Annotated in this window: 17 protein-coding genes; all 17 read right to left on the bottom strand. The window is 67.3% G+C overall.

Going from position 1 to position 12,741, the window contains the following annotated elements:
- Nucleotides 1-110: 110 nt before the first annotated feature.
- Entirely contained in the window at nucleotides 111-584 is a 474-nt protein-coding gene (locus PHN62_RS16310) for a phage baseplate assembly protein V (protein ID WP_300152414.1), read from the bottom strand.
- Entirely contained in the window at nucleotides 571-1,554 is a 984-nt protein-coding gene (locus tag PHN62_RS16305) for a phage late control D family protein (protein ID WP_300152413.1), read from the bottom strand. The genes PHN62_RS16310 and PHN62_RS16305 overlap by 14 nt, the downstream gene beginning before the upstream one ends.
- Entirely contained in the window at nucleotides 1,551-1,772 is a 222-nt protein-coding gene (locus PHN62_RS16300; RefSeq protein WP_300152412.1) for a tail protein X, read from the bottom strand. Before PHN62_RS16300 ends, PHN62_RS16305 begins: the two co-directional genes overlap by 4 nt.
- A gap of 1 nt (nucleotide 1,773) precedes the next feature.
- The gene (locus PHN62_RS16295; RefSeq protein WP_300152411.1) at nucleotides 1,774-2,292 is read right to left on the bottom strand and encodes a phage tail protein; all 519 of its coding nucleotides are present in this window, start codon (nucleotides 2,290-2,292) and stop codon (nucleotides 1,774-1,776) included.
- Between the two features lie 9 nt (nucleotides 2,293-2,301).
- Nucleotides 2,302-5,328: a phage tail tape measure protein gene (locus PHN62_RS16290; protein ID WP_300152410.1), complete on the bottom strand. Its 3,027-nt coding sequence runs from the start codon at nucleotides 5,326-5,328 to the stop codon at nucleotides 2,302-2,304.
- 149 nt (nucleotides 5,329-5,477) lie between these two features.
- On the bottom strand, nucleotides 5,478-5,816 hold the full coding sequence (locus PHN62_RS16285) for a hypothetical protein (protein WP_300152409.1): 339 nt from the start codon (nucleotides 5,814-5,816) through the stop codon (nucleotides 5,478-5,480).
- A gap of 33 nt (nucleotides 5,817-5,849) precedes the next feature.
- On the bottom strand, nucleotides 5,850-6,416 hold the full coding sequence (locus PHN62_RS16280; RefSeq protein WP_300152408.1) for a phage major tail tube protein: 567 nt from the start codon (nucleotides 6,414-6,416) through the stop codon (nucleotides 5,850-5,852).
- A gap of 15 nt (nucleotides 6,417-6,431) precedes the next feature.
- Entirely contained in the window at nucleotides 6,432-7,886 is a 1,455-nt protein-coding gene (locus PHN62_RS16275) for a phage tail sheath subtilisin-like domain-containing protein (protein WP_300152407.1), read from the bottom strand.
- Nucleotides 7,886-8,134 (bottom strand): hypothetical protein, encoded by a 249-nt coding sequence (locus PHN62_RS16270; protein ID WP_300152406.1) that lies wholly within the window; start codon nucleotides 8,132-8,134, stop codon nucleotides 7,886-7,888. Before PHN62_RS16270 ends, PHN62_RS16275 begins: the two co-directional genes overlap by 1 nt.
- Entirely contained in the window at nucleotides 8,131-8,370 is a 240-nt protein-coding gene (locus PHN62_RS16265; protein ID WP_300152405.1) for a hypothetical protein, read from the bottom strand. The genes PHN62_RS16270 and PHN62_RS16265 overlap by 4 nt, the downstream gene beginning before the upstream one ends.
- Entirely contained in the window at nucleotides 8,367-8,885 is a 519-nt protein-coding gene (locus tag PHN62_RS16260; RefSeq protein WP_300152404.1) for a Gp37 family protein, read from the bottom strand. Before PHN62_RS16260 ends, PHN62_RS16265 begins: the two co-directional genes overlap by 4 nt.
- Nucleotides 8,882-9,340: a phage virion morphogenesis protein gene (locus PHN62_RS16255; protein ID WP_300152403.1), complete on the bottom strand. Its 459-nt coding sequence runs from the start codon at nucleotides 9,338-9,340 to the stop codon at nucleotides 8,882-8,884. Before PHN62_RS16255 ends, PHN62_RS16260 begins: the two co-directional genes overlap by 4 nt.
- On the bottom strand, nucleotides 9,340-9,771 hold the full coding sequence (locus tag PHN62_RS16250) for a phage protein Gp36 family protein (protein WP_300152402.1): 432 nt from the start codon (nucleotides 9,769-9,771) through the stop codon (nucleotides 9,340-9,342). The genes PHN62_RS16255 and PHN62_RS16250 overlap by 1 nt, the downstream gene beginning before the upstream one ends.
- Nucleotides 9,772-9,774: 3 nt before the next feature.
- Nucleotides 9,775-10,092, bottom strand: a complete 318-nt coding sequence (locus PHN62_RS16245) for an HI1506-related protein (RefSeq protein WP_300152401.1) — start codon at nucleotides 10,090-10,092, stop codon at nucleotides 9,775-9,777.
- 11 nt (nucleotides 10,093-10,103) lie between these two features.
- Nucleotides 10,104-10,994, bottom strand: coding sequence for a Mu-like prophage major head subunit gpT family protein (locus tag PHN62_RS16240; RefSeq protein WP_300152400.1), 891 nt, complete (start codon nucleotides 10,992-10,994; stop codon nucleotides 10,104-10,106).
- Nucleotides 10,995-11,005: 11 nt separating this feature from the next.
- Nucleotides 11,006-11,407: a hypothetical protein gene (locus tag PHN62_RS16235; RefSeq protein WP_300152399.1), complete on the bottom strand. Its 402-nt coding sequence runs from the start codon at nucleotides 11,405-11,407 to the stop codon at nucleotides 11,006-11,008.
- Nucleotides 11,407-12,435 carry a phage protease gene (locus tag PHN62_RS16230; protein WP_300152398.1) on the bottom strand — a complete coding sequence of 343 codons (1,029 nt, stop codon included), beginning with the start codon at nucleotides 12,433-12,435 and terminating at the stop codon, nucleotides 11,407-11,409. Before PHN62_RS16230 ends, PHN62_RS16235 begins: the two co-directional genes overlap by 1 nt.
- Nucleotides 12,436-12,741: the final 306 nt, after the last annotated feature.

Below are 12,741 nucleotides of genomic sequence, written 5' to 3'. Positions count from 1 at the left end.
GCGGAATTATTCGGAATGAATAATCCCCTCCACCCGGACAGCGGTCCCGTGAAGCCAGGGCGGGGCTGAACACAGGCGACCCTATACCGAAAGTTTTTCCAGCGCCAAGCTCAAGACGGTCCATCCGTCTTCGCATCGCCGCGGCTGACGCCTGCATGAACATGATCCGCGCCCACGTTCACGCCGTTATGGGCCAGACTTGGACCCGAGACCGCCACGCCCTCGGGCGAGATCCTCACGCTGGTCCCGCCGGTGACGAAGGTGAAGGCGCGGGCGCCCTTGTCATAGGTCAGAGAGGCGCCGTCGCCATACTGGATCCTGTGGATCTGCGGGTCTGAGACAGGCGGCCGGTCCGCCGCGGAATAGATGGAGCCGAGGACCACGCCCGCCTCCTCATGCTCGTCCATCAGGGTCACGACATGCTCGCCGGCCGCAGGCATCCAGTAGGTCTTGTCCGCCTTCGTGCGCTGCTGGAGGACCTGGAGCCACCAGCTGACCACTCCGTCATGATCAGGGAAACGCACGCGGGCTTTGGCCTGCGCGGGATCGATCTCGGTCACGACGCCCAATCTAAGCTTCGACACGGCGCAGCTCGACCTCCGTCACATAGCCCGACCGCCGCTCGATGCGATGGCGGGACGCCTCGATGAAATACCGGCCCGACAAGGCGCCGAGATCAGGAATCTCGATCGCGACGCCCGCCATCAGCCGCGGATCGCCCCTGAGGCTGATCCGCCCGGTCAGAGCGCGGGCGTTGGCGCGCTTCAGTTCGGCGGCGGCGCGGATCCACGCCTGCGCCTCGCTCTCCACCCGCGCCTTGACCTCCAGCACGTCGCCGGTGGTTACGCCTTCCGCCGCCGCCGTCACCCTGATCAACCGGGAGGTTTCCGGATCGTGGTAGGAGAGGGTGCAAGCCTTGTAGACCCGATGCGAGGAATCCTGAAAGCTGAAGCGCCCCATCTCCCCCCGCGAGATCGAGGCTGCAGGCGCCTGGCGCTCCAGATCTCCCGCCTTCGAGAAGTAAAGCATCTTCTCCCGAACGGAGAAGACGTGATCATATTCCCCGGCGAGACGGCGCAGGAATTCGAGGTCGCGCTCGACATATTGCGTGACGCGCTCCATGGGTCCGCCTTCGATCTCCCCCTCCAGCGTCAATCCATGCTCGGAGGCGATCTGTCCGGCGATCTGCCTCAAGGTCTTGTTCTCGAAGGCGCGCGTCCGCTCCGTACGCAGCTCGGCGCTGATGGGCGCGGCCAGCCCCCGGATGGAGACGACGTCCGGCGGTCCCTCCCAGGAGATCTCGTCCACCTCGAATTTCCCGCAAGGCAGCAGCGCGCCGCCCGCCCAGCCGATCTCCAGAGCCATCGCATCGCCCTTGGCGGGGCGCCAGGAACCTTTCCACAAATGCGCCCGGTCATTCAGCTTCAGCTCGACCTCGTCGGATTTGCCATGGTCGAAATCCGCATAGGCGATCGAGACGGCCTCAGGAGCGACCTCCGCCGTGATGTCCGCCCCTGCGTAGATCAGGGACCATTTCGCCTCAGGGATTCTCACGCGCGCGCCCGCTTCCAGGGCGGCAGGCCTTGATCCGAGGGCGCGGAATTCTGAAGGACCGGCACGCGCAGACGGATCCCCGCCTCCAGAAAGGGGCGGATCGGAACCTCCGGATTGGCGACAAGGATGGGCTCGTAAAGATAAGCGTCGCCATAATAGGTCCAGGCCAGCAGATCCCAGCGGTCGTTCTCGACGGTCAGATGCTCGACATGATCCATTTCAGCGCCTCACGATCCTTGAAGAGGGCACGGAGGAAGCCTCGCCCGAGGGGGGAGGCGTCGGCGACGCCCTTTGCGTCTTGCCGCCCGCGCCTGAGGTTCGGGCCACGTCGTTCTCTTCGCGCAGATCCGGCGGCGGGCCGCCCCCGCCGTCATGCTCCATGAGGGCGAGCCTGGCCGTCAGGGCCACAAGCACGCCCGAGCCGTCCATATGCCGCGCCGTGGACTGGATCCGCCGGATCACGAAGAGGCCGGCGTAATGGCCGGAGCCATAGACGAGCGGCATGGCCTGACGCATCGATGCGGCGACGCGCAGTTTGGCCATCTCCGCCTCCGGATCGCAGTAAGCGGCGTGGAGGGCGAGGTCGATGGAGATCTCCCCCAGCTCCTCGCCGACATATTGCAGCTTCGGCTTGCCTTCGATCACGTCATGCTGAGCGTAATTCCAGGAGCGTTGAGTCGAGAGCCCTTCGAAATAGGCGGGCAGGCGGAAGCTGATCGGACCGAGCATGGCGAACATGGGGAATCCTCAATATTCAAGGCGCCGACGGCGTGCGATTTCGTCGCCGAGGATCTGCGCCAGCTCATGGCCCATCCCGCGCAGGGCCTGCCCGATCATCTCCCGCACCCGGGTCTCGTCGCCCTCGAAGCCGTCGCCGAAGGCGATGTTCGGCGCAAAGCTGACTTCGATTCTGACGCCGTCCGACCCGCCCTGGCCGGAAGATCCGGCGCCGGATCCTGTCGGCGCCTCTCCGGCGGCGAAGAAGCCGACCTGAGGCAAGGCGGCCTGCATCTGCGGGAGCCGTCCCGAGGATGCCGCAAGCGCTGGTGGAATCATCGTCGCGCCCGCCAGGGCTTCGGCCATCTCGGCCGTGAGGCGATGAACCGCGGCCACGGCCGGAGCCGGGCGCACGGCCTCGGCGAGAGTCTCGGCGAAGCGCACGCGATGCAGATCCGAAAGCGGTCCGATCCTGGCGGGCGAATGCGGAAGATGGTCGCGCATCGCCTGGACGGTCTCACGCAGAGCGGCCACCGCCTCGGAGGCTCCGGCGCGGATCCCGGCGGCCAGGGTGCGCATGAGAGAAACGCCATGGCTGCGAAAGTCGATTCTCGTCAGCTCGGCCGTGAGGCCGTCGCCGAGCGTTCCGGCCAGCGCCACGCCCTCGTCGTAGAACGAAGCGCGCGCCAGAACCCGCACGCCCATCTGGACGGCGGCGCCCATGGCCGCCTCCATCCCGGAGATCTGCGCCATGGTTCCCGCGGCTTCGGCGGCCAGAGCGTTCACAGCCAGAGAAGCCGCGCCTACATCCACCGCCGCCACGGCCTCCATGGCGGCGCGCAGCTCGTCCGCCGCCCGCGTGGCGCGTTCGACCGAAGCCGGATCTCTGGCGGCGATCTCGATCACGTCGCCGCTGGAGAAGACCCCCCGCAAACGCTCCCAGGCTCCGGAGGCCACGCTCACCGCGCCGGAGAGAATGCCGGCGAGGTGATCGGCGATCGGTCCGAAGGCCTCGGTGATGGTGGCGATGGGCGACCATTCCAGCAGCGTCTTCAGGCCGTCCCAGATCGCCGAGATGCCGGAGAGAGCCGCCTCGAAAGGGGCCTGCAAAGCCGCCGCCACGCCAGACCAGTCGACCTCGGGCAAGGCGGGCATGAAGCCCGCCCAGTCCAGATCGGGAACCAGAAGGCTCCAGTCGAAGGCTGCGAGCCTCCCGAGGATTCCGGACCAGCTGAACCCCGGAATGAAGTCGAGCCAGCGCAGCGGAACGAGCCAGGAGAGCCAGTCCAGGGCGGTGAGGAAATTCTCCCAGTTCAAGACTTCGACGACGGCGCTCCAGCTGAGGCGCGGAATCATGGCGGCCCAGTCGAGCCCGCGCCGCACCCATCCCGTCACCCGCTCCCACCATCCGGAAATCCAGTTCGAGAAGCTTTCAAAGGCGGTTTGAACGCCCGTCCAGACTCTCTGGAAGAAGGCGGAGATCGGCTCCCAATAGCGCCAGATCAGCAGAGCGCCGACCGCGATCGCCGCGATGATCAGACCGATCGGATTGGCGAAGAGAGCGAGTCCGAAGGTCCGCGCCGCGACTGCGGCCGCGCGGAAGGCGGCGACCAGACGGGCTTGCAACAGCGCGCCCATCAGGGCCAGGCGAACCATGAGGAAGGGCAGATTGGCGGAGGCGAGCCAGAGGCTGGCGGCGAAGGCGCGGACGGCCGTCACGGCCGTCAGGAATTTCGGCGCAAGCCAGACCACGGCGACGCCGATCTTCGCGAAGGCCCCGAGGCCTGCGCCGACCAGGGTGGCGAAGGCGCCGACCACCGCGAGGATCGGCGCGACGATCGCGACCACGGCGGCGGCGACCCCGCCGAAGATCATGATCGTCTTCGCGAGCTCCGGATTGGCCGCCACCCATTCGTTGAGGCTTGACGCCGCCTTCGCTCCCCAGAGCGCCAGTTCGGTCAGGCGCGGCAGGAGGATGGTCCCGAGCGCGATGCTGAGCGTCTCTATGGCGCTGGAGAACTCCGTCTGGGCGCCGCGGAAGTTGTCGGCCATCTTCCTGGCCACGTCAGCGGCGCGCCCCTGAGACTTCGTCACCTCCGTCACATAATCGCCGATCTTCTTGCCCTGAGAGAGCAGCTCCGCCGCGCCCGCCGCCGCCTCGGCTCCGAAGATGGTCCCGATGGCCTCCAGCTGCTTCTGGGTGCCGAGGCCCTCGACGGCCGCGCCGACCTCGGCGAGCAGGGTCACCATGTTGCGCAGGTCGCCCTTGCCGTCGGCGACGGAGACTCCCAGACTGCGCAACAGCTTCGAGGCTTCGCCCGTGGGCGCGGCGAGGCGCTGGAGCATGGCGCGCAGAGCCGTGCCCGCCTCGCTGCCCTGAATGCCCGCGTTGCCCAGAAGGCCGGCCATGGCGGCGGCCTCCTCCAGACTCATCCCGGCGGCGCGGGCCAGCGGCGCGATGTATTTCATCGTGTCGCCGAGCATGGGGATGTCGGTGTTGGCGGTGGTGAAGACCGCGACCATGACGTCGGCGACACGCGTCATCTGGTCGGCCTTCAGGCCGAAGCCGGAGAGGATGTTCGAGGCGATGTCCGCCGTGCGGCCCAGATCCACCGCTCCGGCGCGCGCCAGATCGAGCATGGAGGGCATGGCCGCCATCTGGGCGGCGGCGTCGAAACCCGCCTTGGCCAGAAACCCCATGCCTTCGGCGGCCTGGGTGGCGGAGAAGGTGGTGGAGGCGCCGAGCGCCAGAGCCTGCTTGCGCAAAGCCTCCAGCTGCTCGCCGGTGATGTCCTTGGTGACCGCGCCGACCAGAGACATGGCTTGCTGGAATTCGGCGGCGATCTCGATCGGCCCACGGATCGCGCGGACCATTCTGGCGCCGGTCTGTTCGACCAGAGCCCCCGCCACGGAGGCGCGCGTCCCCCAATCCTGTATGGCCGCGCCGCGGGCCGCGACGCGGTCCAGATCGCCCATCTGCGCCGCCATCCGCCGGACGGGACCGGTGAGATTGTCGACGGCGGCGATGATCACGGAGAGATTGAAGATGCCGTCCATGGCGCCGCCGTCGGTTCAGGTTCTGGAGGAGGCCTCCTCATGGGCGGCCTTCATGGCTTTGGCGTGCAGGATCGCCTCCTCCAGCCAGTCGTTGAGATCGGAGATCTCCATTCCGTCGATTTCCGAAGCGGCCCATCCCGTGACGGAGATCAGGGCGAAGAGGTCGCGGGGAGAAGGGACTTTCCCGGCAGCCCCGACATCAGCGCCGCGACGTCGTCCATCTCCATCTCGTCCAGATCCTCCGGCAAGACCGGAGCGCCGTCGATGGTGGCGAGCTGAGCGGCGAGGGCCATGGCGTAGCCGATGGGATCCTGAGCGGGATTCACGTGTCGCGCAGCCAGACGCATGTCGCGCCCTTTGCCCCGGCGCAGAACCGCGACGCGTCCCGAGACCGGCAGGGTGACGACGAGGGAGCCGTCGGCGTTGACGCTGGAGGGAGGCGCGGCGGCGGGAGGAGGAGGCGCGACGCCCGAAGTCTGATCGGTCATGATCGGTCCTTTGGATCAGGGGAGGAGGCGGCTTCAGCCGCCGATGTTGAAGCGATAGCGGGCGAGCACGTCCGCGCCGGCGACCTTGTAGATGTTCTCCATCACGTCGAGCTCGAAGATCTCCTGCCCGCCGATCTCCAACTTGGCGTAATGGACGGCGAGATTGCTTTCGGGCGAGACGGCTTCATGCTGCTTGAAGCTCCCGAGCGGGAAATCCTTGAAGACGGCTTCATGCTGCTTGAAGCTCCCGAGCGGGAAATCCTTGAAGGCGGCGGTCAGAGAGACCATGACGGCCGTCTCCGCCACGCGGCCCTGGCCGGTGTAGGTCTCCAGCGAGGCGCGCAGCTGAAGGCGGACCGCCTTGAAGGGGTCAGCGGCGGCGCGCAGCACCTCGGGATAGAAGGATGTCCATTTGATCTTGCACTCCATCTTCTCGACGCCGGCGAAGAATTCGCTCGCGCCGATCATGCCGAGCGCCTTGTGCTCGGCCATCTTGTGCTTGACCTGGGGCAGATCGACCTCTTCGGCGCGGCCGAGCAGCGTCCGGCCGTCCATATAGACATTGGCGTTGGTCACGCGGTTGACGGCGATCTTGCTCATCTGCGGCCCTCCTGGTTATTGTCCGCCGCGCAGGCGACCGAGCAGCGCGATGTTGATGAAGCTCTCGAAGCTGATCCGCTCGGCCGGAGTCGGCGGCATGAATTCGATGTCGAAGACGAGATGGCCCGCCGCGATCTGCGTTTCCTCATTCTTTCCCGGATCGAAGAGGCAGCGGCCGTCGATCAGCGCGCCGCGGCCGATCAGGGTCCGGATGAAGGCGTTCACCGTCTCCCGCACATCGTCGATCAGCGCCTGATTGATCGGACGATCCAGAAACTGGAGCATGGCCTGCTCGACGCTCTCATGGAGCATGTCGGCCACGCGGCGCACCGGGATGAAATTCTTCGGATGAGTGACCGAAGGCCAGGCGGCGGGGCGGTTGCCCCAGAGGCGCAGACCCGATCCGAAGGCGTTGAAGACCGTGACGATCCCCGCCTCGTTGAGTCTGTTCACGTCGGCCGAGGGGTCGTTGATCATCGCCGAGAGGCGTCGTTCGATCCCGACGATCCCCTTGATCTCATGATTGGAGGGGCTGACCCAATAGCCTTCCTCCAGATCCACGGCGCAGATCACCCCTGCGCAATATTGGCTGAGCGGCTCCAGCCGGGATCCGCCCTGCGCCGAATCGTCGGCGACCTTCACATGCGGATAGCAGAGCAGGCTGCGTTCGCTGGCGAGGTTGAAGTTGACGGCGCCGGAGGGACCGCGCCCCGCCACGACCTGCGCCACGGAAGCGCCGATGGGAGCGTCGATCAGAGCGACCGCCCGCAACTTCTGCGCCATGACGTCCAGCTCCGCCGAGACGCTGGCGAGCGCGCCGAAGCCCGGCGCGATCAGGATCTTCGGCCAGAAGCCCATCTCGCCATGGCAATCCAGCAAAGCCTGAAGGCCGGTGCGGTTCCCGGCCGCATCGACCGCGCCGACGACCGAGGCCGGCGTCACCCTGGAAAGATCCGCGTATCGGAAGGCCGCCCTGACGGTCGCCCCAACCGCGATGGCGCCGCCTTCAAGCCGCGTCGCGACGCCCGCGCCGGGATCCAGCGCGAAGTCGGTTCCGGCGACATAAGTCACGGTTCCGCCGCTGTTGGTCAGGACGAGGTCGAAGACGCCTTCGCGCCCCAGCTCCGCCCTTCCGTTCGCGGCGAAGGTCACATCCCCGGGCGCCTGCTCGGCGGCGTGGATCCCCGGATCGAAGACGTTGACCACGATCGCGACGCCGCGCCCCTGAGCGAAGATCGCATTCAGCGCCTGGGGGATCGTGAAGCCCGCGCGTCGTGTTCCGAAATGGCGGGCGGCGTCGCGGTCGGACTGGATCAGCACGGGCCTGTTCACACTGGCGAGCGTTCCGTCGACCTCGAAGATCGGCGCGGTTCCGACCAGACCGACGACGGCGGTCTTGACGGCGCTGACCGGCCGCGGGCCGCGGTCGATCTCGATGGTCTCGACGCCATGCAGGAAATTGGCGGCCATCACTTCTTCTCCTTCTCGGCCGGGGCCTCGGGTTTGGGCTTGTTCTCCGCTCTGGGCGCAGGCTTCAGCTCTTCGGGAGGCCGCGCGACGGCGTTGACGACCGGCGTCAAGCGCTTCTGGGCGATCATCTCCCTGACCCAGGCGTTCTCCGCGGGCAGCTCGACCTCGCCGCCGGGGATCAGAACCGCCTCCCGGCCGCCCTCCAGGGCGACGGCGGAGAGGGGGCCGCTATAAACGTATCTGCTCATGATTCTCCTCGACGAAGGCCGCCATCCGAAGGCGCATGGCCATGAAACTCAGGACGATGAGGCTCCGCGCAGATGCGCGCGACCTCGTCCGCAGGCAGGGCGAGCGCATCGCCGATCTCCCAAAAGGCCATTCCGGCCTTGCGCATCCTCCGGGCTCTGACGTCGCGCGCGGCGCGGCGGTCACGTTGAAGCTCGGCGAACCGCCGCCCGGTCAGCGCCTCCAGCGGGTCGCTCATGACGCCTCCTCCGCGCCGCAGCCCGGACGAGGCGCATGGGCGCCGCCGAATTCGTCCCGCATGTCGACGCGGGCCAGAGGCGGAAGATCGCAATCCGCCTCCTCCGCCTCGCCGCATTCGGCGACCGTGACCACATGATCCATGGTCAGGACATGGGTCCAGACGCCCTGCTTCTGATCCAGAAACTCGGCCCGGACGGGGCGCAGCTTGCCGGAGCCTTCCGGACGCCAGCCGGTCAGCGCCAGACGCAGGGCGTCCAGAACTTCATAGGCGCCGACATGGGTCCGCAGATTGCGCGTCAGGATGGAGATGTCCCATTCGATCCGGCGCTCCTGGACGATCACGTCGATGGCGCGCGGTCTGGAGTAAGTCTCGCGCCCGAAGGCGACCAGGACCGCGCCGGCCGGATGATGCAGATTGAAGCTCTCCGGCTTGTCCGGAAAGGCGGCGACATGCAGATCCGGAATCCGCTCTGCGATCCGCGCCACAAGGGCGGCCTCGATCTCCCTGATCATCGGCGCAGGCCTTTCGTCAGATGGTCGTTCAGGATTTCGGCGATCTCCTTGCGGTCCGCCGCGCTCACGCCGAGATAGGGTCGCGCCGGGATCTCCACCTTGCGGCCGCGTCCGGCTTCGCCGCCAAGCTGATGGATGCGGGCGTAGATCCGGTTGGTCCCGACCTCCGCCTTCAGGCGCGAGGCGCGCCAGTTCAGCGACTGGTAAAGATGGCCCTTGTCGCGCAGCTTCCTGGCGCCGGAGCCGCGCCGCAGGAGCGTCGCCGGAGAATGGGCAGGCCAGGATCGTCCATCGGGGTCTTCCTCATCTTCGAAGCGCTCTTCGGCGGAAGTCTGGAGCGCCGCGCCGATCTCGGAGAAGACCGGACGCAGATCCGAGGAGCGCCGGAGCAAGGCCTCCAGCGCGGGACGGAAGCCGTCGTCCTCGATCCGGACGGAGGCGGAGACGCCCGCCATCAGAAGCCCCTCATCCGCTGGCGGCTGAAGACGCGCTCGGGACCGGCGACGAGAGTCGGCCCTCCGGCCGGCGTCACGGTTTCGCCGCTCGGCGCGGGCCCGAGATTGATCTCTCCCTTGGCGATGGAGCGCAGGAAACGCAGGGCGTCCTCATAACGTTTACGTTGATCCTCCATCGCGTCGATCTGGCGCAGGGTGAGCAGGCGATACATGGCGATGTCGCAGGCGAGGAGCCTCAGGCTGGGCGGCGGCTTCGGCAGCGGCAGGCGGTAGCGCCCCTCCAGATAGCCGTCGATCTCCGCCGAGGCGTCCTCCAGCGCGCGCGCCAGCGCCTCCGCCCGGATCTCCGCGACGTTCTCCGGATCGGCGACCTCCCGCAGCTGCTGCGCGGAGAAGCGGTCGATCATGTCTTGAGCGGAGGCGTAGGCCATGGCTCAGCCTTCTCCTTCAGCCGCCTCGGTCGCGGCGGCGGTTTCGGCTTTGGCCGGAGACGACGGAACGGAGCGTGCGCCCTTGCGCGGCGCAGGAGAAGTCTTGGGTCCGGGGCCGGAGGCGCCGTCTTCCTCCGCCCCTTCAGGCGCCTCGATCTCGACCCCTTGAACGACGAGCATGGGCTCGGCTTTCAGAAGCGCGATCTGCGCCTCCGTCAGATCCTCCAGAGGATGAAGGACCGGGTGGGCGGGATGGGCCAGCCCGGCCCGGCGAAATCCGGAGCGGCGGGCCGCGATGCGCAGAGCCTTGATCTTCGTCATCCGCGCCTCCCTCAGAGCCAGCTGCTGACGAGGAGTTCGGCCGTGCCCTTGTAGACGTTGGTCGCCCCGGCCGCGTCGCGCTCGGCGTTGAGGATCTCCAGCGCCGCGAACTCCAGGCTGGATGGGACCACCAGCAGGCGCGGCTTCAGGCCGAGCGGGCGGCCGTAATCGCCCTTCATGCCCGTGAGCGCCTCGCGGGCCTCCCGATAGCTGTCCTTGTTCAGGGGCTGGCGGCTGCCATAGGCGAATTGCCAGAAGCCGAAGCCGACGTTGGAGCGCCCGTCCACGCCATAGACGTATTCCTTGCGCATGAAGACGTTGACATCCTCCTCGCGCTCCATGCGCACGAAGTTATAGGGCTTGCGGACCTGATAGATGATCGGCTTGAGCGCGCGGCTGTCGTCGATCAGAAACCAGGCCGGGCCGGAGCCGCCGCCCGAATTGGAGACGGAGACGATCTCGCCCGCGGCGTCGAGCGCAGGATGATCTTCGTCGAAGAAATATTGTCCGTCATAGCAAGGCGTCTCGAAGCCTTTCGCCAGAAGATCGAAGACCAACTGGTTCGGATGAGCGGCGGTGGAGCGGCCCATCTCCTCGAAGAGCGGAGCGAAGACGCCATAGGCGTCGTCCTCGATGTCCTCGCGCGGAACGCCGATGGTCTGCTCCCAGGACTTGTTCCGGATGGCGTAGTCATGGGCGCCGATGCTGGCGATCACGCGGTCGCCCAGCCATTCGCGCATGCTCGGCGCCTTGCCGAGCCAGCCGTATTTCTCCTCGCGCGTGGCGGAGGCCACGCGAGTGGCGAGGCGCGTCCACTGATCCTCGGCCTGGCCGAGGCCGCGATGGAAGGCGGCGCTATAGCCGGTGAAGAGATGGCCGAGATTGGCCTGATTGATGATCATCGAAGATCCCCTTACCCGAGCTTCACCCAGACGCCCTGGGCGTCCACATCCATGACGCGTCCGGCCTTCGAGCGTCCTTCGCCGACCTTGCCGACCGTCTGATCGTCGAGGACGAAGGCGTCGGATCCGACGTCCGTCATCTCGATCCGGTCTGCGCCCTCGCCATTGGCGAAGCGGAAGACGCCGAGGCGGACCCGCACATGGGCGTCGCCGTCTTCGCCCAGACGATTGTCGATCTGCGCCTCGGCGCGACCGGCCATGGCCAGCCCCTCTCCGGCTTCTCCCGGCTTGGCGAACCCAGCCTCCAACACGACGAGAGCGCCTGCGAAGACCTGAACGCCGCCCGCCACGGGGAAGGCGAAGTCCTCGCCCGAACGTTCGGGCGTGTTGCGGTCTCTGGTCAGGGCGACCATCAGAGGCCCTCCTTCTTGCGCGCTGCGCGGAATTCTTCGGGGGTCTGGCCCATGGCCGAGCAGATCGCGAGCTGCTGAGCGTCGAGAACGTCGCCGCCGGGCGGCTGGTCGGCCGCCGCAGTCTCGCCGGACGGAAGGAGGGCGGGCTGATTGCGCAGATATTGCGCGAAGCCCTCGGGATCCTTGGCGTGATAGGCCAGAGCCCAGTCCTTGTTGGCGGGCGGGATCTTGCCCGCCTTGACGGCCTGCTCCACCAGGTCGACGGCGCGCGCTTCGGTCAGCCCCTTGATCTGGGCCTGAAGGCTGGTCACCATCTCCATGGGCGCATAGCGGGAGGGATCGGGCGTCGCCGCGGCGAGGGCCGTGCGCAGCTTCGCCTCCAGATCGGCGGGCGCGGCGTTCGCAGGAAGCCCTGCGGTCTTCAGAGCCGAGGCCAGAGCCGTGGCGCTCCCGGCGGCGGAGGCCTTCAGCGCCTTGACGGCGGCCAGGGTCGCGGCCGCGTCGCTTCCTTGCGGCAAGCCGAGCGTGGCCGAGATTTCGGCGAGCGGGTCCATGTCGTCTCCATCGGATTGAGGTTCGGCTGCGGCCAGAGCCGTCAGGCGCAGGTTCGGATTATTCGTGAGGGCCGCGCGCAGCACGCGCCTGATCTCGCCGGAGGCGTCATGCTCGAAGACCGGCGAGAGATAGCGATATTCGCGGGCGGCGAGCGCCGCCGCGCCGCGGGGCGTCCATTCCATCCGCGCCCAGATCCCGTCCGCGCGGGCTTCGAAGGCCTTGATCCACCCGGCGGCGGGCGCCGTTCCGCCCACGCCGCGAACCGCGGCCAGATCCGTCTGATGGTCGTAATCGACCGGACTTTCGGGATCGCCGGGACCGCCCGCCGAAGCGAGGACCACGGCCTGGGCGTCTTTCAGGAGATAGGGCCCGCGCCCGTCGCGGCCGCGAAACGCGCCGGAGGGCAGGAGATGCGCCCATTCGGGCGGCTCGCCTTCGGGCAGGCTCATGGCGTGGGTCGCCAGCTGGATCATCGTCAGGCTTTCTTGCGCAAGGCGGCTTGATCGCCGCGGCGTCTTGCGCAAATCTGACGGGGTCCGAAATCGGATCACACCCGGACAGATGTCCCGTATTCCAAAGAGCGTGAGTTCTGGAAAACTTCGCCGTATGCTGGACGGTGGACGGAGGATCGACGGAGACCCCCGTTAAACCCATTTAGGGTCTGTTGACGTTCAGGATTTTTCCTGAGCTTTTGAGCCTCCCCATCTTCGTGTGAAGGAGGCGTCCTTGATCCGTCTGTCATTGAACGACGCTCAATGGGCGTTGATAGCGCCGCATTG

This window comes from Neomegalonema sp. (assembly GCF_028688855.1).
In the GTDB taxonomy this organism is placed as follows: Bacteria; Pseudomonadota; Alphaproteobacteria; order Rhodobacterales; family Rhodobacteraceae; genus Neomegalonema.
Note: the sequence above shows the minus strand (reverse complement) of the source record. Positions and strands in the feature narration are given on the sequence as shown.